We start from the raw sequence: 26,827 nt of genomic DNA on the forward strand, positions 1-26,827 counted from the left end.
GGCAAGAACATTCAGCGGAAGCCGTGTTCAAATCGCATCCAGATTTATTTTCTCAACAGATTTAAAAATAAAGATCAAAACTCCGAAAATCAGGAATTTTGATCTTTTTGTTTTATTCGATGAATTCGCTGATTAACATTCGATCCAGTCTTCGCCGGATTGGCAGCGTGATCAGCAAGGTTGTCACCTCCGCGAAGGTGATGGTCAGCCAGACCCCCAGCTCACCTAAAAACTTCGGGAAGACCGCAAGACCTAGCAGAATGAAGATCAAGCCGCGCATGAGGGCGATCATCGTCGTCACCTTGATGCTTTCCACCGATTGGAAATAATACATCAAAACAGTATTGACCGCGGTGAAGACAAAGGAGATAAAGTAGATCCGCGCGGCCCAGACACCATGATCGATCAGACCGGCATCTGAACTGTTGATAAAGAATCCGATGATCGGCTGCGGGAAGATCAGAATCAACAGATAACAGCCCAGCGAAAAGATTAAGGCACAAATCAGCGCTGTTCTCAAGGTTGCCTGAACGCGTTTGATTTTGCGCGCACCATAATTGACAGAGAGCATCGGCTGAGCCGCCTGCGATATCCCGTTGAAAATTCCCTTGCCGACATAAGCGATATTGGAGATGATCGCAAACACCGCCACGGCATCCTGGCCGCTGACGTCCAGCAGTACGATGTTAAAGAAAATAACGACGCAGCCCAGACTCAGTTCCAGAATAAACGTTCCGGCGCCATTTTTTATAATGCGCTGAAACAGGGAAAAATCCCAGAATGATTTTGTAAACTTAAAGGTATTCTTTTTTAACAGATAATGGAAAATCCAAATGCTCATCGCCACGCACGGTCCCAGCGCAGTGGCTGCGGCAGCCCCGAACAGTCCCCATTGGAAGACTGAAACAAACAGCCAGTCAAACAGGATATTGGTCGCATTGCCGCACACCGCAGCACACATGACCAGCTTCGGATTGTAGTCGGCACGGATGATCACCTGCATCGTGCAGTTTAAAATATAGATCAGCGCAACGCAATGCAGCGGCTGCAGATAATCTTTAACCCCTTGGAGCAGCTCAGGACTGGCTCCCAGCATACGAGCAAAAGCATCAGGAAACAGCAGTCCGTAGGCACTCATCAAAATCCCGATCAAAGCACTGCACAGCACCGTCATTGTCAAAACTTGGTTAACCTGTTCCTTTTTCCCCTTGCCGATCAGCACCGAAATTGTGACTGCACCGCCGACTCCCAGCATCAGTCCCAGCGAGGAATAAATCGTATAGACCGGCATCGCGATGTTGAAGGCGGCCAATCCCTGTGCTCCAATGCACAAACCGACAAACATGACGTCCACAATGCAGTAAATCGAATTGGTCAGCATTCCGACAATCGTCGGAATCAGATAGGACACATACGTTTTTTTAATATCCCCAGACAATAACGTTTGTTCTTTTTCCATAGCTCTCTCCCCATTTCAAAACAGCATTCAGTGTAGCATACCCCTCGGTAAAAGTCACTCCCTTCTGGTAAAAATTTTCTTTATATTCAAGGCTCTTATGGATCAATGATTCAGAAAAGAAAACATGCGGTCACCTTACGAAAAAAATCCATTCGTATTCCTCAGCAGGTACTTTGACAACCGCTGATTTTTCACATCAGTCAGGCAGCTTCATAAGCTCAAAAGATTCCACTCCAGGCAATTCTGAAATGGAATCTCATGAAAGGACAGGCTATAAATCAAAACAGACTCCGGTTAATTGGCCGGCACATACCCTTCTTCTTGGACCAACCTGCGGCCTTCCTCGCTTTTCAGCCAATTGAATAAAATGCGGGCTGGGCTGTCAGGTTCTTCCTCTGCGCGGATTACGGCATAGAAATTGTTGATCAGCGGATATTCCTTGTGAGCGATTGTCTCCTCATTCGGTGCTATACCATCGACTTTCAACAGCTTGACATCCGGGTGATTCACCATTTCCTGAGCGTAATAGTAAACCGAATAGCCCAGCGAAGCTCCTTCTCCATCATATTCGGCAACGCCTTCCACTAACGCCTGCATCTCTTCCGGCACTAAACCTTTGAGTGGTTCCATCGGTTCACGGTCCTTCATCAACAGTTTCAAGAATAAAGCTTGGCTGCCGCTTTGGGGATTGCGCTGAAAGGCCTGAATCGGACCTGGCTCACCGCCGACCTCGCTCCAATCGGTGATCGCTCCGGTGTAAATGTCCTGCAGCTGCGTCTGCGACAGCATATCCACCGGATTGGCGCGGTTAACCAGAAAGACCAGGGCATCCAGACCTACCGGCTGAATTTCAAAATCCATTCTGGAAATTTCCTGCGCAATGTCTTCCGGTGCTTCATAAACGATTAATAAATCGCAGCCATGTTGATACAGCGAACGCCAGGCCGAAGAAGTTTTGCTGACGGAAACCAAAGATTCCGCCGTTTGTCGGTCTGTCCCAGTTGCCCGGCTGTATAAGCCGGCGATTAACGGCAAGGTCGCCGTTGAACCATCGACATGCGGATAGTTCTCAGCCGACAATCCCGCAATGCCTTCCGCCTGCGGTGATGCCGTCGGCATGGGTGAAGAATCAACGGGTGCGGACACGGCAGTGCAGCCAGTCAGAACCAAAACGAACAAGACAGTCAAACTCAATTTTTTCATAAGATTCACCTCTAATCTCCCTGATGATCGGTAAACAGTGAAATACTGGACAGCCGATGCCCGTCCTGATCCAACAATACACCTTCGAAGCCTTGGATCAGAAGCAGTCGATCCACCCCAAGATCGCCGATCTCCGCAACATTTTCCGCAATCTTTTCAAGCTTTAAGTTATAGATATCCGCCCGATGATCATAATTCACATATTTCCAGCAGATAAAATAAGGATAGTGTTTAATTTCCTGATTGTTCCAGTGTTCCCCAAGAGAAATCGTGCTGTATTGCCCAGCTGGAATTAAAATCTGCAGTTCATCATCGATCAACCCTTCCGTCGTCGCATTTCCATCTACTACCGTGAATTTAAATAATCCATCTTCCATTCTTTCAATCGTCTGGATCCCTGGAATCGCCTGAGATTGGATAAGCTCTCCGCTGCGGTTCAGCTTATCCACCGTATCTTCACGCACCATCAGAAAGTTCTGCGCTTCATGGCCATCACGTGGATTGGCGGCTACACTTACATATCCTTCGGCACGTTGCTTCCCATCCAAATCGATCAGCTGATTTCCTTGGCCATAAGAAATTGTCCAGTCACCGACAACCGCCAGTTCGTCATCCGCATAGACAAATTTCGCCGGCGCTTCCCACTTCAGCTGACGGAAGGGATCGATCAGGATTTCCTGCTTTTCATATTCTGATTCACACAGCCAGAGATGACCGCTGCTCTCATCAAGAACCTGAACAAAACCGCCTTTCCACAGAATCTCTCCTTGATCATCATGCAGTTCACTGTTGGACGAAGATCGCCACAGCGACCAGCCTTCCCCGCTTTCAACAAATTGCAGCGATGACACTGCCGTTTTGGTCAGCGATCCATCGGATTGCAGCAAGCCAACTTGTCGGCGGTCAGCATTCAAGCATAAAACCTGACCATTGCTTAACCGATGCAGAGAAACTACATCCTTCAGGATTACTTCTCCCGTCTGTCGGTCCAGCAAAGCCCCTTCCGGATCAATTCCGTTCACTTCCCAGAATGAGTTCTCCGGCTGCTGATACTGAATGACATAATTCAAGAAACCCTCCGGCGCATAGCTGACCTGGGCAAAATCCTGAAGCACATGACCTTCACTATCCGCCAAAGCTGTCTGGGTCAAGGCAACCCGGAACTGCCCATCTGACTTGACATCGGGAAGTGTCGCCTGGATAAGCCGGTAGGCGGTGGTTTTCCCACTGACCAAATCCAAAACCGGTTCAATCTGCGTTACTCCCTCAATAGAATTGCCGTTGACATCGACAATCCAGCGCTGCAGATCGTTGTATTCTAGCGTCAGCACTTGCCTGGGATCCAGATCCTTTAAAAAATTGTCTGTTGAAAAGCTTGGACGAAGACTTTCCGGTTCATCGCTGACATGGGTAACAGAAGGCTTTGCAGAAGCTTCGTTTGGGGGCACAGATGAGGTCTGACAGGCGGCTGCCAACAATCCCGCTGTCGCCAAGATCAGTCCTTTTTTCAGACCGTTCATGGTTTCCATCTCCTTTTATTGTACGGGAACTAAACCGTGTTCACTCAACCACTGCTGGCCGCGTTGACTCAGCAGCCAGTCTGTGATGCCGGCAATCGTTGCATCAGAGGCTGTATTGCTTGCCAGCAGCACCGGCAGCCGCAGCGGATATTTCCCGTTTTCAATCGTCTTTGCATTCGGCAGGATACCCGCGATCCGCAGAATCTTGATTTCCGGCTGCGGATTGACCTGCGTCACCATCTGCAGACTGGAAAAACCCAAAGCGTCCGCCTCGGCATCAAACGCTACGATTTCCTGGCGGACAACGCCGGGACGTTCATAAACCCATTCCAATTCAGGAAGGCGGATCGGCTGTCCCTGCATGATCTGCCGTTCAAACGCGGTCTGAAGGCCACTGTTCTCATCCTGAGCATAAACCCGAATCGCTCGATCCTCCCCGCCGACTTGTTTCCAGTTGGTAATTTTACCAGCATATATATCGCGGATTTCTTCCAGGGTTAAGCTATCGACAGGATTTTCCTGACCGGTCACCATGACCAAAGCATCGTAGCCGATCGTCTGTGCCTGCCACAAAGTATCATAATCCTGCAGTTCTTCCCGCATCAGAGCAGAGGGCTCATAGGCCAGAATCATCCGCGGTTTGGGATTAACCACCTGAATCAGAGTGCGCCAGGCTGCCTGCGTACTGCCGCTGGCCTCGCCCGCGATCCAATCCGGATCCGGACTCAGCTCACGATGCAGCTCATTCAGCAGGGCCTGCAAAGGCCAGGAAGCAGCAGCCAGCGGAAACGCTTCAACCTGATAGGAATTTTCCGGTTCCACTTTGGCAGTACAGCCGCTGAACAACAATCCGAGGATCAGAATTATCCTGCTTATTCGTTTCATCCGCTGTCCCTCCTTAGTCATCCCAGCCTAAGCTGTAAATCGAGCGCTGCACCAGCCACTCACCCTGACCATTGATCAAGCCGGCAGTTTCACCCTGAAGCAGCGCAAAACGATCTTGTCCACGGCTGTAAATTCGATTCGCCCCGGCAAAGATCACATTTCCGTTTAAGTCGAGAATATCAGTCAGTTCTCCCGTTTGTTCACGGCGGACGGCAAGCAGGTAATCCATCGGCTGGATCCAATAATCCTGCAGCGTCGCTATCGAAAGCGTCTCATAGGTTTCTGCCGGAATCACAATCTGCAGTTCGCCATCCAGCAAGCCGGTTCTGATTTGACCTTCCGCGTTATACGCTTCGTAAAAATACAGTCCTTCCCGATCACAGTATAAGCTTGATAATCCGGGGATCGTCTGTTTCTTCAGAACCTGACCGCTGCGGTCGATCAGCATCGCCGTTTCCTTTTCAACCGCTAAAAATTGTTCAGCTTTGGCTTTGGAGGACTGCGGTTGGGCGCTGATCAGATCTTCGCCGCGGAATAATTCATTGCCATTCAAATCCAGCATCACCATTGCTTCTTCCTTCGTATTCGCATCGGTACGGTAAACTAACATCAATTCACCATCAAAATACGTCCATTCCCACTCCGGATTCATAACATAAACCGGCTTCAGCGTTTCCCAGCTGACAATTTCCGTCTGTTGTTTCTGATACGTAATAAAATAGGGCCCATGTAAGCCTTTATAGACTGTATTGACGCGCGGGGCACTGAACTGCGGATTCAGATGAACATCCAGCAGCGTGTCCGTGCGGCGGGCTTCGTTTTCCAGAAAACTGACCGAACTGGCGACAATTCGCCCCTGCGCCGCCTCTGGATCATAATATGTTTTAACTGCCGGAAATCCAGACACAACCTGCCCTTCACGATTCACGACACCTAACAAGCGGCGTTCTTTATCTACCGCAATTAAATTTTCATGATCCATGGCTTTCAGCTGAAAAATACCGTCCTGAACAACGGTCTGCGCTGCCCCGTCGATCAGCGCTGTTCGATAGGTTTCCGGCAGTTCCATCATTGAATCAAATTCATCGGCATAGTCCCGCCGAATAACCAGTCTGCCCATGCCGCCTTCATAAATGACGTCATCCCAATCGGCCAAACATTGATCCTCAAGCGTATACAGTGCCGACTGGTTAGTATAGATCGGCTGATCATATTCATCCACTTTTCCCGTCCAAATCCGGCGGGTTTTCACTTTATACTGCGGCTGGCGCGTCAGCTGATCATAAATCAGCGCTGACTGGGCCTGGGCTTCAATCGTTTCACCATTGCGATTGACCAGCCACATTCGGCCGGGTGTTAATTCAATCGGATAAACACGATTCTGTTCCGTAAAGCTTAAATTCTCATCCTGTAGCGGCGGCTTTGCTTCCCCGTCCGCGGTATTTTCGGAATTCTGCGGAGCTTGGGATACCGAAGTACCGCACCCGCCCATAAACAGAAAGCCGGATAAGAGAAAGCAGTGCAGTCGTTTCCATCGTTGCGCCATTGCCATCCCTTCTTTCTTATTGATTATCCACGGCCACAAATGGCTTGCGGACATTTCTATTTCTTGTGATCTTCTCACCGTGTTTTTCCTGCTCTGAATTGTTAGAAACCAGATTTCCTGCCACAAATAATAGGAGATGGGTTTCACCTTTATTTTACCATTATCCGAACAACCTGACTCTTACACTTTTATTACGGTCATAGAACACTAAATATTTTAATGCAGGAAAAACGTTTCCGGCATCGCGAAAATTAGCTCAGAAATTTCATCTTAATCTGACTGGTTTCTTGATCAAGATGAAATTAAACTCATCAGCCATGTTATGAACGCTAAAATATTCTCTAAGAACACGATAAAAAAAGCTACATGATTTATCAAAAATGTCTCATGAATGTTAGTCTATTCTTGGATTTCAATAACCCTGTCTGTCAGACGACTTAGAACCTCAATCTTCGCTGAGGTCATAGAAAAAGATATTGGGAATTCCAAAATTAAAGCCCTATTTTCTTTAAGCAGAAACACATAATTTAGATAATACTTGTTTTCCGGATAGTTTTGATCATCATAGAGCGCATAGGCCTGTTCTGCATTCCACACAGCCGGCTCCAATCTGAAAAAGTCCTGATCCATGTCGATACTTTTTAGGCTGTCGATCGCGAAACAGCCGCTCTTACATTCTGAAAACCATTCCTGTTCCGCTTTTTTTACGGAAAGCATTTCTTCCTGCATCATGCTGTACGCTTGATTTCCATCCATAGCTTCAACCAATGTTATATTAAGAAACTGATAATGTTCATCCGATAAATCCGAAGTATTCGCGATTCGTAAACGATATAGATTGATATTCTTACGATAAGTTCTATAATCGACACTTTCTGTAACCGAGTTTTCATAACCCAGATCCTTCATCGTCAAGATTACTGGGATATTCTTATCTATGAATGATGAATTATAATAAAGATACGAACTCAGCGCCAAGACACCAAGGGAAATATAACAAATCCATCCGCGCCCGCTAGACATCAATTTATTTATCACTTTCCAAATTTTAAGAAACATGCTTACAAACCTCCCCAAAATATGAAATTTCAATCACTTGTACGATGATGGATTATAGAATAGTTCCCTTTTATCCATGGCCTAAATATCGGTTAGCGGATCGCTGACAAACGAAGACTTCCCATTTTTTATCTGATTTCATTATAGCCTTTTTCCACAAAACACAAAAGACATGAACGACCTGACACACAAAATAAATGTTGCCAATCATGAAAGGACATCCGAAAGGGTAATAAAAAAGAGAAAGAACCGGGTTCAGCTTGCCGCTGCATATCCTGTCCTTCCTCTTTATTGAATCACCATCAAATACCGCGATGGGAATTTCCGCATCCCTCGCTGGATTTCATGGAATTTGCTGCTTTCTCTTTGCGGCGGACTTCGCGCATCCCTTTCAGAATTTCACTTCTTGCCTGACGGGCCTGCTCCATCGTGGCCTGAGCAATCCCAGCTAAGGGATAAGCCAGACCCAGCTGTTCATATTTACTTTTGCCCATTGTATGATAGGGCAGAACATCAACTGCTTTTACGTTATGCAGCGAACCGAGGAATTCCCCCAGCGCAAACAGCTGTGCAGGCGGATTGATCTCCTCATTGACATAGACATGCCGAATCCAGACTGGAATTTGTTTGCCATCCAAATAGCGGGCAAAAGCAAGAATCCGGGCATTGTCCTGTCCTGTCAGCCAGCGATGACACGCTGGATCGATCTGCTTGATATCCAGAAGAATCAGATCGGTGACCGCCATAAGAGCATCCCAAGCTTCCGGATGTTCTGGATCAAACAAAATTCCTGATGTATCCAGACACGTGTGAATGCCGGCCCGCTTAGCCGCCGCGAACAGCTCCCGGACAAACTCAGCCTGACATAACGGCTCACCGCCGGTCACGGTGATGCCGCCGCCGCGGTAAAACGCTTCGTTGCGCTTGTACGTCCGCAGAATTTCTTCCGTGCTCATCCGCTGGCCGCCCTCAGCCTGCCAGGTATCCGGATTATGGCAATACCGACAGCGCATCGGACAGCCCTGAACAAACACAACCAGCCGAACACCCGGTCCATCGACGGTGCCGAAGCTTTCCAGCGAATGAATCCGTCCTTCGCTCATAGTCCGTTAAATTTGTTGGTGGAAGGTTCGCGAAATGACTTCATCCTGCTGCGCCTTCGTCAGCTTATTGAAGTTGACCGCATACCCGCTGACCCGCACTGTCAGCTGCGGATATTTTTCAGGATGCGCCTGGGCATCCAGCAGCGTTTCGCGGTTGAAAACGTTCACGTTTAAATGATGGCCGCCTTTTTCCGTATAGCCATCCAAAAGCGCTACCAGGTTGTCAATCTGTTGATCCATCGTGCTCATACTCGTTTCCTCCTTTATTCCTCGTCCCAATCCAACCCCGACATCAGTGTCGGCGTTTTACAGGCGAGATTTTGTTTTTCACAATCCAGACAGCCCAGTGTTTCCACTTCTTTCACTAGACCCTCATCACTTTTATCAATCTTCTCCAGCCGGACGTTCTGATGATCAACGCTGACGTTGACATGGCCGACTCCTGCGGCAAAAGAACGATCCAGCTGAGCGATCAAATCGTCGATCAGCTGTTCTTGTTTCATCGCTTATTCGTTGCTTTCGATTTCATCCAGTTCCAGCTCAACTTCCAAGTCGCCGGTCGTGATGATTTCTTTGCCTAACGCATTCGGAATGATCGAGAAGGTATTGGAAATTCCGTCCTGGGCATCCGCAAACGGCAGTTTGGAAACCGAAGCCAGTGAAGCGACGGCGCCGTGGCTGTCACGCTTGTGCATCGGATTGGCACCTGGGGCAAACGGTTCGCCCTTCTTGCGGCCATCCGGAGTGGAACCGGTGTTTTTGCCATAGACGACATTAGAAGTGATCGTTAAGATCGATGTGGTCGGAATACCGCCGCGATAGGTATGATTGCCCTTAATATAAGTCATGAAGGTGTGGACAATTTCACTGGCAATCGCATCGACGCGGTCATCATCATTGCCGTATTTCGGGAAATCGCCTTCGACTTCATAATCAACGACAATGCCCTGTTCATTGCGGATCGCCTTAACCTTGGCGTATTTGATCGCAGAAAGGGAATCCGCGACTACGGACAGGCCGGCGATGCCCGTCGCAAACCAGCGCTTGACATCCTTGTCATGCAGAGCCATCTGCAGCTTTTCGTAGCAGTATTTATCATGCATATAATGAATGATGTTCAGGGCGTTGACATAAACCTGCGCCAGCCATTTCATCATCTGCTTGTACTTGTGCATCACTTCATCGTAATCCAGATACTCGGAAGTAATCGGACGGTATTCCGGGCCGACCTGCTTGCCGGAAATCTCATCGACACCGCCGTTGATCGCGTAAAGCAGACACTTAGCCAGGTTGGCGCGGGCGCCGAAGAACTGCATTTCCTTGCCGATGCGCATCGACGAAACGCAACAGGCAATCGTATAATCATCGCCATGGGTAACACGCATCAGATCATCGTTCTCATATTGAATCGAGGAGGACTCAATCGAGGTTTTAGCACAGAAACGCTTGAAGTTCTGCGGCAGACGAGTTGACCACAGCACCGTCAGATTCGGTTCCGGCGCGGTGCCCAGATTCTTTAATGTATGGAGGTAACGGAAGGAAGACTTGGTGACCAGATGGCGGCCGTCGATGCCGACCCCGCCGATCGATTCAGTAACCCAAGTCGGATCGCCGGAGAACAGCTCGTTGTATTCCGGGGTCCGGGCAAATTTTACCAGCCGCAGCTTCATGATGAAATGATCGATGAATTCCTGGATTTCTGCTTCGGTGTACACGCCGTTGTCCAAATCCCGCTGGGCATAGATATCAATGAACGTCGAAGTCCGGCCCAGCGACATCGCCGCTCCGTTTTGTTCCTTGACGGCAGCCAGATAGCCGAAGTACAGCCACTGAATCGCTTCCTTTGTATCCTTAGCCGGACGGGAAATATCATAGCCGTAGATTTCGCCAAGCTTTTTCAGCTCCTGCAAAGCCCGGATCTGTTCTGACAGTTCTTCGCGTTCACGGATGACGTTGGAATACATGATGACCCGCGTGGAATCCTTCTGATGCTGCTTATCCTGAATCAGACGGTCAACCCCATACAGGGCAATCCGGCGGTAGTCGCCGACAATTCGTCCGCGGCCGTAAGCATCCGGCAGACCGGTGATGACATGGCTGGAACGGCAGGCCCGCATTTCCGGTGTATACGCGTCGAATACTCCGGCATTGTGTGTTTTGCGGTGCACGGTGAAGAAATCCACAACTTCCGGATCGACTTCATACCCGTTGTCTTTGCAGGCTTTCTCGGCCATTCGGATGCCGCCGTAAGGCTGCAGGGAACGTTTAAACGGCTTGTCCGTCTGAAAACCGACGATTTTTTCCAGATCAGAATTCAAATAGCCCGGACCATGCGAGGTGATCGTTGAGATGACCTTGGTGTCCATATCGAGCACGCCGCCCGCTTCACGCTCCTGGCGGCTCAGCTCCATCACCTGATCCCACAGTTTCAGTGTCGCCTCCGTCGGCCCTGCCAAAAACGAATCATCGCCGTCGTATGGGGTGTAGTTCTTCTGAATGAAGTCGCGGACATTGATCTCGCGGGACCAGACGCCCTCAACAAATCCCTTGTAGCACTCTTCCATAGTTTCCTCCTATAACTTTTAGTGGGTAAGCTTTCCTGTCAAGACTGACAGGACCGTTTTATTTTACCTTGTTTGAGAATAAAAAAACAGAGGTCAGAAACATCATTTTTCATTGTAATCGGTTACAAGTTTGAAAATGTTGTTAGATAATTTTAACACGCATAGATTATCGAAATAGATCAGCCCTGTCAAGCCGGACACTTCCGGATTCAGACATTATTTTCTGCGCTTGCAAACCTGTGATTCACACTTCTGCCGAATCCATCATTTCCCTTTGACGAAACCGCAGCTTGTCGATACGGCATGCCTTGAATCTCAAGCGGCAGTTATGCTATGATGAAACGCAGAAGGAAGACGACAGAATGACGAAAATAACGATGAAGGAAATCGCTGAATTTGCAGGAGTGGGAAAAAGCACGGTATCCCGCTACTTTAACGGCGGTTATGTCAAAGAAGAAACACGCCTGCGGATCGAGGCCATCTGCCGTGAATATCACTATCAGCCCAACTCCGTAGCCAAAACACTGAAGGCCCGCCATTCCTATCAGATCGGAGTCATCACGCCCTCGATTGATTCCCGCACCAGTGCGCGGGTGCTGACAGCGTTGGATGAACAGCTGCGGCTGTCCGGCTACACCCCGCTTCTAATCAATACCAATCATAATCAAATCCGAGAGCTGTCCAGCTTGGAAAGCTTCAGCCGGATGAATGTTGAAGGCATTATTCTTTTAGCGACTCAGATCACCCCGGAACATGAGCGGATCATTCATAAGCTGCGGCTGCCGGTCATCGTATTGGCTCAGGAAATGGCTGGGGTTGTGACCATTACGCTCGATGATTACGCGGCGGGCTATGATATCGGCCGAAAGATCGGCAAGGCACGGCATCGTGCCGTTTGTCTGCTGGGCGTCAGTGAAAACGATAAAGCGGTTGGAAGGACGCGGAAACAGGGAATCCTTGACGGTCTGAAAGAAACCGGCATCACCCAGGTTGATTTTCTGGAAACGGATTTCAGTTTTGCGGCTTCCCGCCAGGTTGTGCGGGCCTATCTTAAGGATCATCGTCCGGATTGCATGATCTGTGCGACCGACAATCTAGCTATGGCAGCCTTTAAAGAACTGCACACGGCTGGTTATCGTATACCGCAGGATGTGTCGCTGACCGGCTTTGGCGGTTATGATGTCTGTGAAGTGCTGACGCCTTCGTTAACCACCATCCGGTTTGATTACGAACGTGAAGGCCGAACGGCGGCCGAGCTGATTCTGGAGATGATCGCCGGCAATCCGGTTGAATCTGTAAAAATTGGCTATACTTTTATTGACGGGGAAAGCGTTATCGAACGATGATATCGCTTTTTTATTTCTCTTTTTTAGTTGCAGATAAGGGCGGCAAACGCTGACGGCTTCTTCAGCTTGCCCTGCGCTGTTGTTCTGACAAGGAGCTCCAGCTCTTCTGACTTTTTAAGCTTTATGCATAAATTATTTTTCAAAAAAAAGCGGCGCTGCAAAAAAAATTGAAAAATATGGAATCGATCCCACATTTTGTGTTGACATTTTCTAGAATGAAGCTTATATTAAATGTGGGAACGGTACCACAAGGAGGAAGAACCATGAATTATCCATCTATTGCCGCTCAGATTGTCGCCGCTGTCGGCGGCCGGGAAAACCTGAGCCACGTTATGCATTGTGCAACACGCCTGCGTCTGACCTGTCTGGACGAATCCAAAATCAACTCCGATGCAATCGCGGACATCGAAGGCGTTAAAGGCGTTTTCAGCGCCAAGGGACAGTTTCAGATCATCTTCGGTTCCGGCACCGTCAATCAGGTTTGCGACGAAGTGCTGAAGCTGACCGGAAATCAGCCGGTTGTGCAGCCGCAGAAAGAAGCACAGGGCAACGTCGTCAACCGCTTCATCAAGATGCTCAGCGACATCTTCGTGCCGATCATTCCGGCGATTGTGGCTGGCGGCTTATTGATGGGAATCAATAATATCTTTACGGCGGAGGGGTTGTTTGTCAGCGGCAAAACGCTGATTGACCTCTATCCGCAGTTTGCCGACTTAGCCGGCATGATCAATCTGTTTTCCAATGCTGCCTTCACTTTCCTGCCGGTCTTAATCGGTTTCAGTGCAACCAAGAAGTTTGGCGGCAATCCTTATCTGGGCGCGGTTTTAGGGATGATCATGGTTCATCCGGATCTGATGAACGCGTACAGCTATGGTACCGGTGCGGTTGTTCCAATGTGGAACTTATTCGGACTGTCCATCGAAGCCGTCGGCTATCAGGGAACGGTGCTGCCGGTACTGGTCATGTCATTTTTCCTGGCCAAACTGGAAACCCAGCTGCATAAAATCACACCGAGCTGGCTGGACAATCTGACAACGCCGTTAATTTCGATTCTGGTCTGCGGCTTCATCACCTTCCTGGCCATAGGGCCGATGCTGCGCACAGCCGGCAATCTGTTGGCCTTCGGCATCTCTTGGCTGTATCATTCACTCGGCTTCATCGGCGGCGGTTTATTCGGTCTATTCTATGCCCCGATCGTTTTGACCGGCATGCATCACAGCTTCATTGCGATTGAAACACAGCTGTTAGCGGAAGCGGCGGTTACCGGCGGAAGCTTTATCTTCGTCACCGCTTCGATGAACAACGTTGCCCAGGGCGCCGCCGTGCTCGCAGTTTTGGCAACGACCAAGGACACTAAGTTAAAAAGCTTATGCTCCGCCTCTGGAATCAGCGCCCTGCTTGGAATTACGGAACCGGCAATGTTCGGCGTCAACCTGAAATTGAAGACTCCGTTCTATGCGGCGATCATCGGTTCCGCTGTAGGCTCAGCCTATGTTGCCTTCCATCATGTCTTAGCCGTTGCTTTGGGAGCTGCCGGATTACCTGGCTTCATCTCCATCCGACCAGCAGATTGGCCGCACTTTGCGATCGGTTTGGCTTTAAGCATGATTACCGCCTTTGTCTTAACCTGGATCCTAGCGAAGAAGCCGCAGTCTTCACAAGCCGGAAAGATCAAGGCCAAGGCTGAACTGAACAACATCGATGACCAGACCTGCGTGGCTCCGGCTGAAGGGACAGTCAAGCCGATTGAAGAATCCACCGACAGGACATTCCGTGAAAAATTAATGGGCGATGGCTTTGTCCTGTTTCCAGAGAACGGACAAGTCTGTTCACCGATCAACGCTGTCGTCAAGTTCATCTTTCCGACCCGGCATGCGATCGGCCTTGTCCGTGAGGACGGTGTTGAGATGCTGATCCACATGGGGATCAATACGGTTTCTCTAAACGGCGCTCCGTTTGAAATCTTTGTAGAGGAAGGCCAGAACGTCCAGGCTGGTCAGCCGTTAGCCAGAATGGATCTTCAACAGATCCGCCAGGCCGGCTGTTCAGAGGAAATCTGCTGCCTGTTTACTTCCCCGACAGCCTTCAGCTGGACTGCTCAGGGTGCCGTCGCTCAGGCCCAGCCAATCCTTACGTTAGGAGAAAAACAATGAACGATTATCGCTTAACCTCGCACCTGGCGCCAAAACGCGGTTGGCTGAACGATCCCAACGGTCTATGCGTTCATCAGGGAATTACGCATATCTTCTATCAAGCCGATCCGGACAGCTTAACCGGAAAGCGCAAAGCCTGGGGACATTTTACAACGACGGACTTTGTGCATTACACCGACTGCGGATTAGCTATCGAACCGACTGAAGCTTTTGAACAGCACGGCGCTTATTCCGGCAGCGCGATCTCCGTGGGGGATCAGCTACATCTGTTTTACACCGGCAACGTCAAAGAACCGGGAGATCATGATTTCATCCGCTCCGGCCGCCAGCACAATACGATCCATGCGCTCAGCGACGGAAAAACGGTTGAACATAAGCGTGTTGTTTTAAGCAATGCGGACTACCCGGATTTCTGTTCCTGTCATGTCCGTGATCCTAAGGTCAACAAAATCGCGGCGGGCTACGAAATGGTCTTAGGCGCTCGAACCTTGGATGACGAGGGCTGTGTCCTGCGTTATACCAGTATGGATCTTGAACATTGGCAGTTAAACGCGGTACTGCGTTCGCAAACCAAGATGGGATATATGTGGGAGTGTCCTGATCTGCTTCATTTTGATGACGGTGATGTTTTGCTTTGCTGCCCGCAGGGATTGACCCGGCAGGGATATCACTATGAAAATGTCTATGACAACGGATATTTCCTGATCCAACAGGATCAGGCGAAGTCTTACCGCACGCTGGATTATGGATTTGACTTCTATGCCCCGCAAACCTTTGAAGACAGCCGGGGACGGAGGATTCTGATCGGCTGGATGGGACTGCCGGATACCGACTATACGATCCCAACAAAGACCTGGATGCATGCGCTGACCTTGCCGCGGCAGCTGCGTTATGAAGAAGGCCAGCTGAAACAGCGGGTGATCGACGAGCTGCAGCCTACCCATCGGCTGGCGGCAAAGACTACACAAGCACAGGCTCCGCAGGCCTGTGTGCTGAAAATGCAGCCGCAGAAGTCGCTGACCCTAACCATCGATACGCTGAAAATTCAGTATGCGGATGGATTGTTTACCCTGGATTGTTCAGCCTGCGGCGAAGGCCGCACCCAACGGCATGTCGAGCTGCCGAAACTGGATACTTTAGAGCTGTTTCTGGATGTTTCCAGTGTGGAGATTTTCTTAAACGACGGCCAGTTCAGTCTGACTTCACGCTGCTTCTTTGATACAGCCACCCGTACAATCGAGGCTGATTGTGAATTTGATCTGTATGATGCAGTGGCGATTGAAATAGAAAGCAGGGATATTCAGTGAAAAAATTAATTGCGATCGGGGAAGCCTTAATCGACTTCATTCCTTCCCAATCCGGCCGAATTCAGGATATTCCGGCTTTTGAACCGCATGTCGGCGGCGCTCCCTGCAATGTCTGCGGTGCGTTTGCCCGTTTAGGCGGAAGCAGCGCGATGATCACGCAGCTAGGCCAGGATCCCTTTGGCGATAAGATTGTCGATGAACTGCAGGCGGTCGGGGTGGATACGTCGCTGATTGCCCGAACGGCACAAGCCAACACCTCACTGGCCTTTGTCGCCCTGCAGCCGGACGGCAACCGTCAGTTCTGTTTTTTCCGCAATCCGGGCGCGGATATGCTGATGCAGCCGGAACAGCTTCAGTCCGACTGGTTTGAGGACTGCGGCTTCCTGCATTTCTGCAGCGTCAGCCTCGGCGATTTTCCCATGCGTCAAGCTCACCGTCAGGCGATTGCCCTGGCCCGCAGTCATGGGGCATTGATCAGCTTTGATCCGAATATCCGTCTGCCGCTGTGGTCCAATCCCCAAGCCTGCCAAGATGCCGTCCGGGACTTCCTGCCGTTAGCGGATATTGTAAAAATTTCGGATGAGGAACTGGAATTCATTACCGGAACATCAGATCTGCATCAGGCCAAAGACATCCTGTTCCGCAATCCGCAGACGCAGTTAGTGCTTTATACCTGCGGCAGCCAAGGAGCTTATGTTCTGACCCGGTACATCGAAATCTACGAACCTTCCTTCACCGTTGAAGCTCTCGATACCACCGGAGCCGGCGATGGCTTCATCGGCTCTTTCCTCTATCAATGTGCCCGTGATCAAGTAAAGGATTTCAGTGCCTGTTCCGCTGTTCAGCTGCGCCGCTATCTCAAAGCCAGCACGGCCTTCTGCGCCGCCAGCATCCAGCAAAAAGGCGCGATCTCTTCCTACCCTGATACACTGACCGAATAGCCTCTCACTTCTCCCTTAAACACTCCTTTTCAATGGGATTCTGAGGATCTGCTCAGAATCCTTTTTTCTTTCTTTTCAAAATCAGAATTGATTTTCAACTGAAAACGCTTTATCCTTTTAAGCTTTTAAACCAGAAATTTATGATTACATTTCAAAACGCTATGTTCATTCCCTAACAAGTTGTTTTTATTTTTCAAATATGATAAAAGTTAAACAAAGGGAGGAATTAAGAAATGAAAAAACTGCTCACCGTCCTGGCCGCTTGTGCCATGGCCATGGGTTTGACGGCCTGTTCTTCAACCCCAAAAGAAAACACGACTACGCCGACGCCGGAGGGATCTACCGCCCCTGTGGTTGAAAGCTTCGCAGCTGAATATGAAATGGTCGGTACGACCTCAGCAGGTCTGCCGAAAAATGATACTTTCGTTTTTGAAGGCGAAACAACCGACGGCATCATCACAAAATTGAATTTTGATATTATCCGCAACAAGGGTCTGGAAGGCGAATATTCCAAAAAGGATATCATGGGCTACCAGATGAATGTTTCTGATGCCGCCGTTACCAAAATCGGCGATGGCTTTGAACTGACCAATCTGGGCATCAATGGTTACGAAACCAAGTTCGGACAGTATATGATTACAGCTCAGTGCAAGGAATTAACGGATACCACGACATTTAAAGATCTGACGATTGTGAACTATACCGGCGAACAGCTGAATATGGAAGATTCGTTAATGATTTATCAGTATCTGGCCAATGAAGCCAAGATCCAGCTGACTGAAGAAACTCCGGTTAAAGATCTGCTTGCGATCTTTGATCTGTATAAAGACGGAGCTTTTGTTGAAGGCACAAAGCGTGTTTCCTTTGCCGGCTTCAACGGCGGACGCAGCTATGGCGAACAGATCGATGCCATTGCGGATTACATTCTGGCCAATAACATGACGCTGGAACAGGTTTATGAAATGTTCAAGACCGTAAACCAGCAGAGCGAACCAATTGAAGACCGCGATACGGTTACCGGTGCGACAATCGCCTTTGTCGGTGACTTCCAGCGGATGGTCTATGTTGCGATTCATGGTGAATTGTTCGAAGGTGTAACGACGCACAGCACGGCTGAGGGCGTAACCAAAGTGGAAGTCGTAACTCAGGGCTATGCCGGAGAAATCGAAACGCATGTCAGCTTTGATGACAGCACGAAGAAAATCACGGCGATCTCGGTTCGTGACGATCAGGAAACGGATACCGTCGGCGGCCTGCTGACAGCGGAAGGTTCCGAATTCATTCAGAAGCTGATCGACAACCAGGATGCACTGGACAGCGTTGACGTTGTTGCCGGAGCGACCAAAACTTCCAACGGCATGATCAAAGCCGTTCAGTTCGCCGTCGAATACTACAACGGTTTGTAAAAAGAACCGTTGACAAAGTACGTTCGAAACGTGCTTGATCAACAGCATAAAAGCTCCCTTGCCGGGGAGCTTTTTTATGTTCTGTTTTTTTGTCAGCGTCATCCAAGCTCTTGTGCTGCCTGTTCCAGATCAGCCGCGAAGATCTTCTTCAGCGGGAAAAGACAGGGTCAGAATCAATCGGCCGTCCTGCAGTTTTCCCTGCAGACTGCCGCCCTGCTGCTCGCTTAGACGGCGGGTGATGGCCAGGCCCAGCCCGGTCGCCTGCCTGCCTGTATTGACCGTATAGTACCGGTCAAACATTTTTTCCACTTCGGTCCAGCTCAGCGATCCTGCGGAATTGACAAACACGATTTCACCATTCGTTTTTAAAGTTACAGACAAATCCCGACCGCCGTATTTTGCGGCGTTGTCCAATAAATTCTGCAGAATCCGATCCAATGCTTTACTTTCCAGGGTCCGGATGACCGGCGTTTCCGGCATTGTTACTTCCGGCTCAATTCCCTGTTTTTCAAACAGAACATACACGGCCGCCAGATTTTTTTCCAGCACCCGCCGCAGGTCCACGGCCTGCTTGGTTAACGGAGGTGGATCCAACGCGGCCACGGAGTAGCTGAACAGCTGCTCGCTCAGCTGCCTGAGTGTCTGTGCACGTTCTTTTAAAATCGCAAGAATCGATTTCAGCCGCGGACTGGCGGGTTCTTCTTCCGCCAGCTGCAGATAACCTACAATCGCCGTTAACGGTGTACGCAGATCATGTGAAAGCTGGGTTAATGACTGCTTGAGCTGCTGATCCCCCTGCTGAAACTGCCGGCGCTGAGCACGCAGCTCACGCAGCTGATCATTGAGGGCTTCCCGTAAAGCGACGAGATCCCGATCCCGGCTGGCCGTATCGATCAATGTATTGGTTTCCACCTTCAGCCGATCTTCCAGCCCCTGCCGGATTTCCCGCAGACTTTTTTTTATCAAAATCAATTTGACCGAAAGAAAGACGACTGCCCCGATCAAACATCCTGTCAGGATGAAAATTCCACCCGTCATCGTCATTCTCTTTCCTCCCTGCCCGCGCTGCACCAAAAGCCTTTATTATCATCCAAGCAGCATTCTAACGAATCTCCTTACGCTGAAACAACAACAGTCCTATCCCCTGCACTAGGACGATCCCGATCAAAGAGATCGGCGGCAGGACCGCCCAATGGCCGCAGTTTAACCCGCTGAGCTGCAGACTCTGCCCGCTGGGCAGACTGTCAATCACGCCCTGCACAAACCTTCTCTGACTAGGATTGAGATAGCTTGGATTGGCCAAAGTATAAACTTGAGAGCTGCCGTCCCTCATTTCCAGCGCCTCAATCCACTCCGGCTCCTGCAGTTTCGTATTCAAAAAGAAACACAGAAACATCGTAAGCATTACACCGCACAGGCACCCGATCGAGGAAACCGTCCGGGAGCTAGAGAGCAGGCCAACGGCATTGAACAGCGCACAGTAAGCGGCCAGCGCAAGCACGCCGATCAAGGTTCCCAACCCGATCAGCGCACCGCTCAGATGAAACCCGCCGAAGACCGGCCAGCCCACGAGAACAACGATCAGGGCATAGACACCTTGATAGATCAAAGCGACGATCAGACTGACTGCATAATGACTCAGATAGATTTCCGTTCGCGTGCGTCCGATGATTAAAGCATTGCGCAGTGTTTGACTGCTGTATTCCGTTCCGACAAAGAAACTGATCACCGCCGCCAGCACCAGTCCTGCCACCGGAATAAAACTGTCCAAACCATAGCCGTAAAAATAGAGCTGATCCAAGGCGATGCTGCGGCCATTGTTTATCATGGCATAAGCAGAAAAAGCCAAAACCGCCAGGGCATAAAGAATCGTGACGGCCAAACCGTACCAAAAACCTTTTTCATGGATCAGCCGATAGCTTTGAGCCGCGATCATTCTACGCATGATCTTCACCTCCGATCAGCGACAGATAATAGCTTTCCAGACTTTCATCGTGTTCTTTCATCGAGGTGACTGTGCAGCCCTTCTGCGCCAGCTTCAAAATCAGCTCACTGAGCGCGGTTTCGCCATAGATTTCAACCGTTCCGCCAGCCTTAATCCGATAATCTGCCCCATACGCTTCCAGGGTTTCAATCAGAATCTCATTCCCTTCGACTGTCAGTTCCACACATTTCCGACATGCGTTTTCCAATTCCTCAGCAGATATTTCCTTCACCCTCTGTCCATGATCAATAAAACCGTAGACCGTTGCCAGCCGGGCCAATTCATCCAGATTATGACTGGAAATCAGGATCGTCACCTGATTCTGCCGGTTCAGTTTTAAAATCAGTTCACGGACCTCTATCATTCCCTGCGGATCCAAGCCGTTGACCGGCTCATCCAGCACCAGAAAATCCGGACTGCCTGCCAAAGCCAGGGCAATCCCCAGCCGTTGGCGCATGCCCAGGGAAAAGTCCTTGACTTTTTTCCGTCCGGTGTGGCTCAACCCGACCTCCTTGAGCAGTTCATCGATTTCCCGAGTGTCCTGCAGTCCGAGCGTGCGCATCTGCACCTCAAGATTTTCCTGCGCGCTCAGCTGCCCATACAGCGACGGGGTTTCAATCATCGCTCCCATTCTGCGTCGGGACTTGACAATCTGCGGATCGCTGTGTTTGTATCCCATCAGCGTATACTCGCCATAAGAGGGCTGCTGCAAACCACAGATCGTGCGAATCAGCGTTGTTTTTCCTGCTCCGTTACGCCCGACAAAACCATAAATTGCGCCTTTTTCAACGTTCATTGAAAAATGGTCCAGCGCCTTAAAGCTGCCGTATCGCTTGGTCAGATCCCGGACCGTTAACATCATTTCCATTTTTTCTGCCTCCTGTCTGTGCTTTAAGGATAGCGGAAAACAGTTAAGAAATCCGATAAGGAAAACGATAAGATTTCGTTAAGATTGCGGATGAATCCGAAACCCGATTCCCCACACGGATTCAATCATTTCCTGTTCGCTGATTGTGCGCAGCTTAGAACGCAGATGACTGATATGTACCTTGAGTGAATTCTCCATTCCATCCGGCGTATCCTCACTGATCTGATCCAGCATCTGAGATTTGGGAATCACCTGTCCGGGATTGAGCATCAACAGCTTCAAAATTGCCGTTTCCGTGCGGGTCAGCTTAACGCTTTGCTTCCCAACAAAAGCCTGGCGCAAAAGTGGCTTTAAAGTCAGCATTCCGCAAGTCAGGACATCCTCCTGCCGCATTCGCGAAGGCCGCAGCTGCACTTCAATCCGTGCCAGCAGTTCGCGGGGTTCAAAGGGTTTGGTGATGTAATCCACTGCACCGCTGCGCAGCAGCTGAACTTTATCATCGAGATCGCCGCGGGCACTGACCACAATGACTGGAATTTGTTCCGCCAGCGCTAAAACCGCTTCGCCCTGTATTCCGGGAAGCATCAGATCCAGCAGGATCAGATCCGGCTGGCGATGTTGTAGCACCCATTGAGCTTCGGTTCCGGAATAAGCCTGAATGATCTGATACCCCTGCGAAATTAAAAGCTCGGCGATCAGATTGCTGATCGACGGATCATCTTCGACGATCAAGATCGTTTTCATAAGCTGCGCTCCTTTCATTACCTGGCCGCTGAATTCACTGCGGCCGTTGAATCTTGGTTATAAAATCAGCCAGAGCCTGCGCCAGCTGATCAGGATCTTCGTAGGCCATATTATGTCCAACTTCATGCAGAATCTGAACTTCAATCCCCTGACGAGGCAGTTCTTCCGTATCGGGATACGGCAATGATTTTTCACCAAACAAAAATCGCTTTGGACACTTCAGCGCATAAAGACGCTGCCGCCATGACGGTTTGCCACCCAATACAGCATCTGCGGAAAGCCGATGCATCGCCTGCGGGAGCCATGTTGCAAGCGAAATTGCCCAAGTCATTCCGGCTTTAGCTGCGGCATCCAGGATCCGCTGATAACCCCACTCACAAAATTCCGCCTCGCTCAGCTGAGCTGTTTTATAACTGGGCTGATCCTGCGGGCTGGGGTCCAGATTCGCCTCGCTGAGAAGGATGCCGATCACTGATTCGGGATTGTTTTCAGCCACGCTTAGGGCAATCGGGCCGCCTAAACTGTGCCCATAAACGACCACCGGGCCACTGCTTCGCTGCTGGATCAACTCTGTCAGAACTTGAGCATGGGCATCGACTGTGTATGGGAAATCGCGAGGTTTCTCACTCTGTCCCGCGCCAAGCAAGTCAATCAGCCAGAGATGCCGATCTTTCAGTGCCAAGGTCTGTGCCACCCGAGAATAATCCAAAAGTCCGGTGCATCCCAGCCCATGAATCAGGATCAATAAGGGGCCTTCCCCATTATTTTCCTGATACCGCAGCACGGCCTGAGCTGATTCACTGAAAAACGCTTTAAGCATGGATACTCCTTCCTTTCTTATAAACTGAATTAACAATTTTCCTTTAATTATTGCTGCCAGCTTAAATAATGTAATCTTACTGCTATTTCAGCGGCAGGGTAAATTTATAGTGCCGGCACGCCATTCCCTGCCGCTTATAAAACTCATGGCTGGCTGTGCGACGTTGGTTGCAGGCACATTCCAACTGCGGACATCCAGCCTGCGCCGCGATCTTCTTTGCCTGATCAAATAAACATTTCCCTATGCCCTGACCGCGGTAACGCGCATCGACAACCAGTTCTTCAATCTCCGCAATTGCGGAAGTGTGATGCAGCAGATTTTGTATATGAACACTCAAAAATCCTGCCAGAAACCCATTGATCCACGCGGTTCGATAATCAATTTGGGGATTGGACAAATTCGCCCGATAAACAGCCTCAAAGCGCTCTTTATCAATCGGCATTTCCTCCAGCTGTTCAATCAGCGCGGCTACTTGTCCGCAGTCTTCCCATCGTGCAGCCTTGATTTCAATCATCCGTCACTGCCTCCTGTTTCTCTAGTAATTTTCGTTTTATTCATTATATCATGTTTGTCTGCCGGCGTATCCGGCAACCGTTGTTCCCTGGCCATTTGAATGTTATACTCTTAACAATAAAGGGGGATTGTTTTCATGAAATACAAATGTGTTGTCGTCGATCTGGATCAAACGCTGCTGCATAAGGATAAATCGTTATCGGATCTGACTGCCGCAGCCTTCGCTCAGCTGCCTTGCGAAACGGAGATTGTCGTTGCGACTGGACGGGCTATCGTGCGCACACAGAACTATGCCGAGCTGATCCATGCCCGTTCCATGATCTGCACCAATGGTTCGATTGTCTATCATCAAGGTCAGGTCATTTACCGTCAGGAACTCGACAGTCAGAAGCTTACAGACTTGATTGAAGTACTGCGGAAAATTGAAGCGGTCCACATCACACTGTTTTATCCAACCGAAGTATATACAACAAATGAGTATTTCATTGAAAAAGGCGAATCGCTGCGGCTGGATCTCGATCATTTTAATCCGCATGAAATTCAGAAAATTTTTGTCGTCACAAGCAATCATGCGGCAATTCAGACTATCGACTTTTCCGCTTATGGAATGAAAGCTGTCCCGTTGAGTGAAGACGGCAATATCTTCGTTATTACAGCTCAGCATGTCAATAAAGGAAATGCTTTAAAAGCACTGTGCGATCATCTTTCGCTGAATCTGAAAGAAGTCGTGGCATTTGGTGATGACTACAACGACTTGGAAATGATTCAGGAAGCTGGCTGCGGTGTTGCCATGGCGAATGCAGTGCCGGAAATTTTGGCCGCAGCGGATCAGCAGACGCTAAGCAACGACGAAGACGGCGTGGCAGTCTGGCTGCAGAAGCATCGTTCGGATTTTGCGTAAATCTGATCTTTCTTTCATTAATAAAAACAGAAAATTACATCCCGGATCCTGTGAAATTTTCTGGCTATGCAAAAGAACCACGAGTCCATGCAGTCTGTGGTTCTTTTTAATCTTTGCAGCGAATCACAGCTTAGTTTTTTTCTTAATCGTGAGCCGTTAAAACGGAAATCATCTGATCGGTTTGCTTTTTCTGATTAACGGCAGCTATCTGTCGCTGTAAATCCTCCGGTGTCTGGATCTTATCTAACTGCAGAATAAAATCTTCAAGAGCTTCTGACTCTAAACTGTCAATCTGTTTCGCATCAGCCTCGCTGAGTTTCATCCGCTGACCTAACACCAATTGAATCAAGGTTCGCTGTCCTTCCAGTTGACCTTTCATAATTCCTTTCTCATAGACTCTTTGTTCATCCAGTTCGTCAAATTTGGCCCGCATTCTGGCGATCGCTAAACTCGTGTCCCTTAAAAAATCTCTTTTCTTCTCTTCCATCATCGCTATGATTTCCTCCTTTTCAATCAATTCCTGAATGATTTTCTGCTTCTTCTTCGCATGGCTGAACCGGATCATATAGTGGATCTTCTCCGATATCCGCCATTCTTCTATCGGCTTCTTTTCTAAGTTCTCCAGTTTATCCATTTCCACCCACAGGATCCGACACTGTTCTTCTGCCATTCGTTCCACATGGATTTCGTGGAAAAACCGATGCGGATGAAGATAGTCCTCGTAACTTTCTTTTATTTGCGGAATACGGTTGGTAATCATGACCTGAACTACCGGATCAAAATCATATTGATCACCAATCGTGATCTGATCGGATACAATCCGTGCCAGATAGCCCTGAGAACGCAGTGACAAGGAGTCACTCATCTGATAATTCTGAATTTCCAGATTCACCAGCTGTATCCTGCCTTCATCGTCTTCCGTTTCGAGCAGCAAATCGAATCGAATCCCTTTTTCATTACTGTGATCTTTCATTGGTTCCGTATTCTTCATGTCCGCTCGGATAAGCCTGCACTGAAGCAGATCAGACAAATAAGCAATCCTGATTCTTCGCGAGCTTTCCTCTTCCGAGCCGAAGGTGTATCGAAAGACATCATTTTCACGATAATCAAGGATTCTCAGACGCTGATGAGGTGAAACAGAATCTTGCTTTGGCACTTGTTTGTGAGGATAGTTGGATATTTCTGCCATATTGAAGTCCTCCTATGATTAATATTGCAGAAAATCAGAAAAAGCCCCACAAAAAATGGAAAAAATTGAAATAACTTTCTTGAGTACCTTCTTACAAACTTATATTAACTCATTTGAGAACGTTATTCAATCCCTTCTCTCTCTATCCGCAAAATAAAAAGCAGTCATTCACTGCCTTTTATTTGCTATATTCTTACTCAGGATTAAAAAGAATTAGGTAAGATTATAAGGAAAGCTGACCTTAATCTTCCCGCTACTTCTTTACTGCTCCCTATTTAGTTTGGGACTGAAAATGGACTGTCGACCCTGTACAACACGGCACTTATTTCTTTTCCATGCTTAGCTTGCCTTCAACCAATGCGCCTTCATAAACGGAGATACTCTCTGTTGTAATATTGCCTTCCACAACACTGTGATCCAGCAATGTCAGCATTTGCCCACAGTAAAGATCACCGCGGATATGCCCATTGACCGTTACAATCTCAGCCTGAAGGTTGCCAACAACTTCAGAACCTGGCAGAATTTCAATCGTTTTCTCACACAGAATATCCCCGTGAACCACCCCGCCGTTTAAACGCAGAGCTAAGGCCTGGATTGAACCATCAATCTTTCCATCCATGTTCACATAGCCTTCCGTGATAATATTGCCGGTAATTTTACCATGAAACTCCAAATCCGCGCAGCCTTCAAGATCTCCAATTATCTTCATATCCGCTGTAATGATCGTCTTCTGATCTTCACCTTCCGCAGCCTTACGCTCCTCTTCTGGTTCAGCTTCTGAAAGCAGACCCTGCGTTGCAATAGTAATCTTTTCATATTCATTATTTTCGGCCTCAATTTCGGTAAGTTCCGGTATTTCCTGATTATCCGGCAGCATTTCTTCCAGTTTTGCTTCAGCTTCTTCCACTTTAGGTTCCTCCTGTTTCAAGGAATGATCGATAATTTTTTCCTGTTCTTCATCCTTCGTTTTTGTCATCTGTTCCCGTGTGTTTAAAATTGATTTCCATGATTTTTGATTCGCTTTGCCATACTTTTTTGTCATCTTTGCAGCTCTCCTTCTCGCTCTGATCCTAAGGATATAAAAACAGCTCAGCTTGGCCTTTTTATCCCTATTTCCCCTTGCCCCGTTTGGGGATTCGATTTGAAATCAGCTTATTTTAACGCTGGCAAAATCATTCACTGACTGAATGATTGACTGACGTTATTGATCGGTTATTATTTTACCACACAGCAAACTTCAATCCCTGTCCCTGTCAAAAACAGCGCACGAAACGACAAAAATCGCGTTGTTTGGGATTTCCTTCTTTCGTATAATT

At 48.9% G+C, this 26,827-nt stretch carries 24 protein-coding genes; 6 read left to right on the plus strand and 18 right to left on the minus strand.

All coding sequences use genetic code 11. From position 1 onward, the window contains the following. Nucleotides 1-112: 112 nt before the first annotated feature. From MCG46_RS14565 to pflB, 10 genes are all read right to left on the minus strand, one after another. Nucleotides 113-1,459 carry an MATE family efflux transporter gene (locus MCG46_RS14565; protein ID WP_240280610.1) on the minus strand — a complete coding sequence of 449 codons (1,347 nt, stop codon included), beginning with the start codon at nt 1,457-1,459 and terminating at the stop codon, nt 113-115. 294 nt (nt 1,460-1,753) lie between these two features. Next, entirely contained in the window at nt 1,754-2,662 is a 909-nt protein-coding gene (locus MCG46_RS14570; RefSeq protein ID WP_240280611.1) for a substrate-binding domain-containing protein, read from the minus strand. Between the two features lie 11 nt (nt 2,663-2,673). Then, on the minus strand, nt 2,674-4,182 hold the full coding sequence (locus tag MCG46_RS14575; RefSeq protein ID WP_240280612.1) for a hypothetical protein: 1,509 nt from the start codon (nt 4,180-4,182) through the stop codon (nt 2,674-2,676). Nucleotides 4,183-4,197: 15 nt separating this feature from the next. After that, a complete protein-coding gene (locus MCG46_RS14580; protein WP_240280613.1) occupies nt 4,198-5,067 on the minus strand; it encodes a substrate-binding domain-containing protein in 870 nt (289 codons plus the stop codon). A gap of 13 nt (nt 5,068-5,080) precedes the next feature. Beyond that, on the minus strand, nt 5,081-6,613 hold the full coding sequence (locus tag MCG46_RS14585) for a hypothetical protein (protein ID WP_240280614.1): 1,533 nt from the start codon (nt 6,611-6,613) through the stop codon (nt 5,081-5,083). A gap of 399 nt (nt 6,614-7,012) precedes the next feature. Beyond that, nucleotides 7,013-7,672, minus strand: coding sequence for a hypothetical protein (locus MCG46_RS14590; protein WP_240280615.1), 660 nt, complete (start codon nt 7,670-7,672; stop codon nt 7,013-7,015). Nucleotides 7,673-7,974: 302 nt separating this feature from the next. Next, nucleotides 7,975-8,775, minus strand: a complete 801-nt coding sequence (gene pflA / locus MCG46_RS14595; protein WP_240280616.1) for a pyruvate formate-lyase-activating protein — start codon at nt 8,773-8,775, stop codon at nt 7,975-7,977. 6 nt (nt 8,776-8,781) lie between these two features. Beyond that, entirely contained in the window at nt 8,782-9,024 is a 243-nt protein-coding gene (gene grcA3 / locus MCG46_RS14600; RefSeq protein WP_020224437.1) for an autonomous glycyl radical cofactor GrcA3, read from the minus strand. Nucleotides 9,025-9,038: 14 nt separating this feature from the next. Then, nucleotides 9,039-9,278 carry a hypothetical protein gene (locus tag MCG46_RS14605; RefSeq protein WP_240280617.1) on the minus strand — a complete coding sequence of 80 codons (240 nt, stop codon included), beginning with the start codon at nt 9,276-9,278 and terminating at the stop codon, nt 9,039-9,041. A 3-nt stretch (nt 9,279-9,281) separates the two neighbouring features. Next, nucleotides 9,282-11,339, minus strand: coding sequence for a formate C-acetyltransferase (gene pflB / locus MCG46_RS14610; RefSeq protein WP_240280618.1), 2,058 nt, complete (start codon nt 11,337-11,339; stop codon nt 9,282-9,284). Nucleotides 11,340-11,701: 362 nt separating this feature from the next. Between pflB and MCG46_RS14615 the strand changes: the two genes are divergently transcribed. From MCG46_RS14615 to MCG46_RS14635, 5 genes are all read left to right on the plus strand, one after another. Next, nucleotides 11,702-12,685, plus strand: a complete 984-nt coding sequence (locus tag MCG46_RS14615; protein WP_240280619.1) for a LacI family DNA-binding transcriptional regulator — start codon at nt 11,702-11,704, stop codon at nt 12,683-12,685. A gap of 263 nt (nt 12,686-12,948) precedes the next feature. Next, nucleotides 12,949-14,838 (plus strand): sucrose-specific PTS transporter subunit IIBC, encoded by a 1,890-nt coding sequence (locus MCG46_RS14620; protein WP_240280620.1) that lies wholly within the window; start codon nt 12,949-12,951, stop codon nt 14,836-14,838. Continuing rightward, nucleotides 14,835-16,145, plus strand: coding sequence for a glycoside hydrolase family 32 protein (locus tag MCG46_RS14625; protein WP_240280621.1), 1,311 nt, complete (start codon nt 14,835-14,837; stop codon nt 16,143-16,145). The genes MCG46_RS14620 and MCG46_RS14625 overlap by 4 nt, the downstream gene beginning before the upstream one ends. Further along, the gene (locus MCG46_RS14630; RefSeq protein ID WP_240280622.1) at nt 16,142-17,086 is read left to right on the plus strand and encodes a carbohydrate kinase family protein; all 945 of its coding nucleotides are present in this window, start codon (nt 16,142-16,144) and stop codon (nt 17,084-17,086) included. Before MCG46_RS14625 ends, MCG46_RS14630 begins: the two co-directional genes overlap by 4 nt. A gap of 233 nt (nt 17,087-17,319) precedes the next feature. Continuing rightward, nucleotides 17,320-18,492 carry an FMN-binding protein gene (locus MCG46_RS14635; protein WP_020224446.1) on the plus strand — a complete coding sequence of 391 codons (1,173 nt, stop codon included), beginning with the start codon at nt 17,320-17,322 and terminating at the stop codon, nt 18,490-18,492. 129 nt (nt 18,493-18,621) lie between these two features. On the opposite strand, the gene MCG46_RS14640 is transcribed toward MCG46_RS14635, so the two are convergent. From MCG46_RS14640 to MCG46_RS14665, 6 genes are all read right to left on the minus strand, one after another. Continuing rightward, nucleotides 18,622-19,536 carry a sensor histidine kinase gene (locus MCG46_RS14640; RefSeq protein ID WP_240280623.1) on the minus strand — a complete coding sequence of 305 codons (915 nt, stop codon included), beginning with the start codon at nt 19,534-19,536 and terminating at the stop codon, nt 18,622-18,624. Nucleotides 19,537-19,594: 58 nt separating this feature from the next. Then, on the minus strand, nt 19,595-20,437 hold the full coding sequence (locus MCG46_RS14645) for an ABC transporter permease (protein ID WP_240280624.1): 843 nt from the start codon (nt 20,435-20,437) through the stop codon (nt 19,595-19,597). Next, on the minus strand, nt 20,430-21,344 hold the full coding sequence (locus tag MCG46_RS14650; RefSeq protein ID WP_240280625.1) for an ABC transporter ATP-binding protein: 915 nt from the start codon (nt 21,342-21,344) through the stop codon (nt 20,430-20,432). The genes MCG46_RS14645 and MCG46_RS14650 overlap by 8 nt, the downstream gene beginning before the upstream one ends. A 78-nt stretch (nt 21,345-21,422) precedes the next feature. Further along, a complete protein-coding gene (locus tag MCG46_RS14655) occupies nt 21,423-22,088 on the minus strand; it encodes a response regulator transcription factor (protein ID WP_240280626.1) in 666 nt (221 codons plus the stop codon). 34 nt (nt 22,089-22,122) lie between these two features. After that, complete coding sequence (locus MCG46_RS14660) at nt 22,123-22,908, minus strand: alpha/beta fold hydrolase (protein ID WP_240280627.1); 786 nt, start codon at nt 22,906-22,908, stop codon at nt 22,123-22,125. Between the two features lie 82 nt (nt 22,909-22,990). Then, the gene (locus tag MCG46_RS14665) at nt 22,991-23,422 is read right to left on the minus strand and encodes a GNAT family N-acetyltransferase (protein WP_240280628.1); all 432 of its coding nucleotides are present in this window, start codon (nt 23,420-23,422) and stop codon (nt 22,991-22,993) included. Nucleotides 23,423-23,557: 135 nt separating this feature from the next. Here MCG46_RS14665 and MCG46_RS14670 point away from each other — a divergent pair, with 135 nt between their 5' ends. Next, on the plus strand, nt 23,558-24,322 hold the full coding sequence (locus MCG46_RS14670) for an HAD family hydrolase (RefSeq protein WP_240280629.1): 765 nt from the start codon (nt 23,558-23,560) through the stop codon (nt 24,320-24,322). Between the two features lie 142 nt (nt 24,323-24,464). Here MCG46_RS14670 and MCG46_RS14675 read toward each other — a convergent pair whose 3' ends face one another. Then, entirely contained in the window at nt 24,465-25,511 is a 1,047-nt protein-coding gene (locus MCG46_RS14675) for an Rpn family recombination-promoting nuclease/putative transposase (RefSeq protein WP_240280630.1), read from the minus strand. A gap of 322 nt (nt 25,512-25,833) precedes the next feature. Beyond that, complete coding sequence (locus MCG46_RS14680; protein WP_240280631.1) at nt 25,834-26,553, minus strand: bactofilin family protein; 720 nt, start codon at nt 26,551-26,553, stop codon at nt 25,834-25,836. Nucleotides 26,554-26,827 lie beyond the last annotated feature (274 nt).

The organism is Holdemania massiliensis (assembly GCF_022440805.1).
Taxonomy (GTDB): Bacteria; Bacillota_I; Bacilli_A; order Erysipelotrichales; family Erysipelotrichaceae; genus Holdemania; species Holdemania massiliensis_A.

Bases quoted from the DNA above. Each gene is read 5' to 3' on its own strand.
- MCG46_RS14565 (WP_240280610.1), bottom strand. From the start codon at position 1,459: ATGGAAAAAGAACAAACGTTATTGTCTGGGGATATTAAAAAAACGTAT.
- MCG46_RS14570 (WP_240280611.1), bottom strand. From the start codon at position 2,662: ATGAAAAAATTGAGTTTGACTGTCTTGTTCGTTTTGGTTCTGACTGGC.
- MCG46_RS14575 (WP_240280612.1), bottom strand. From the start codon at position 4,182: ATGAACGGTCTGAAAAAAGGACTGATCTTGGCGACAGCGGGATTGTTG.
- MCG46_RS14580 (WP_240280613.1), bottom strand. From the start codon at position 5,067: ATGAAACGAATAAGCAGGATAATTCTGATCCTCGGATTGTTGTTCAGC.
- MCG46_RS14585 (WP_240280614.1), bottom strand. From the start codon at position 6,613: ATGGCGCAACGATGGAAACGACTGCACTGCTTTCTCTTATCCGGCTTT.
- MCG46_RS14590 (WP_240280615.1), bottom strand. From the start codon at position 7,672: ATGTTTCTTAAAATTTGGAAAGTGATAAATAAATTGATGTCTAGCGGG.
- pflA (WP_240280616.1), bottom strand. From the start codon at position 8,775: ATGAGCGAAGGACGGATTCATTCGCTGGAAAGCTTCGGCACCGTCGAT.
- grcA3 (WP_020224437.1), bottom strand. From the start codon at position 9,024: ATGAGCACGATGGATCAACAGATTGACAACCTGGTAGCGCTTTTGGAT.
- MCG46_RS14605 (WP_240280617.1), bottom strand. From the start codon at position 9,278: ATGAAACAAGAACAGCTGATCGACGATTTGATCGCTCAGCTGGATCGT.
- pflB (WP_240280618.1), bottom strand. From the start codon at position 11,339: ATGGAAGAGTGCTACAAGGGATTTGTTGAGGGCGTCTGGTCCCGCGAG.
- MCG46_RS14615 (WP_240280619.1), top strand. From the start codon at position 11,702: ATGACGAAAATAACGATGAAGGAAATCGCTGAATTTGCAGGAGTGGGA.
- MCG46_RS14620 (WP_240280620.1), top strand. From the start codon at position 12,949: ATGAATTATCCATCTATTGCCGCTCAGATTGTCGCCGCTGTCGGCGGC.
- MCG46_RS14625 (WP_240280621.1), top strand. From the start codon at position 14,835: ATGAACGATTATCGCTTAACCTCGCACCTGGCGCCAAAACGCGGTTGG.
- MCG46_RS14635 (WP_020224446.1), top strand. From the start codon at position 17,320: ATGAAAAAACTGCTCACCGTCCTGGCCGCTTGTGCCATGGCCATGGGT.
- MCG46_RS14640 (WP_240280623.1), bottom strand. From the start codon at position 19,536: ATGACGATGACGGGTGGAATTTTCATCCTGACAGGATGTTTGATCGGG.
- MCG46_RS14645 (WP_240280624.1), bottom strand. From the start codon at position 20,437: ATGCGTAGAATGATCGCGGCTCAAAGCTATCGGCTGATCCATGAAAAA.
- MCG46_RS14650 (WP_240280625.1), bottom strand. From the start codon at position 21,344: ATGGAAATGATGTTAACGGTCCGGGATCTGACCAAGCGATACGGCAGC.
- MCG46_RS14655 (WP_240280626.1), bottom strand. From the start codon at position 22,088: ATGAAAACGATCTTGATCGTCGAAGATGATCCGTCGATCAGCAATCTG.
- MCG46_RS14660 (WP_240280627.1), bottom strand. From the start codon at position 22,908: ATGCTTAAAGCGTTTTTCAGTGAATCAGCTCAGGCCGTGCTGCGGTAT.
- MCG46_RS14665 (WP_240280628.1), bottom strand. From the start codon at position 23,422: ATGATTGAAATCAAGGCTGCACGATGGGAAGACTGCGGACAAGTAGCC.
- MCG46_RS14670 (WP_240280629.1), top strand. From the start codon at position 23,558: ATGAAATACAAATGTGTTGTCGTCGATCTGGATCAAACGCTGCTGCAT.
- MCG46_RS14675 (WP_240280630.1), bottom strand. From the start codon at position 25,511: ATGGCAGAAATATCCAACTATCCTCACAAACAAGTGCCAAAGCAAGAT.
- MCG46_RS14680 (WP_240280631.1), bottom strand. From the start codon at position 26,553: ATGACAAAAAAGTATGGCAAAGCGAATCAAAAATCATGGAAATCAATT.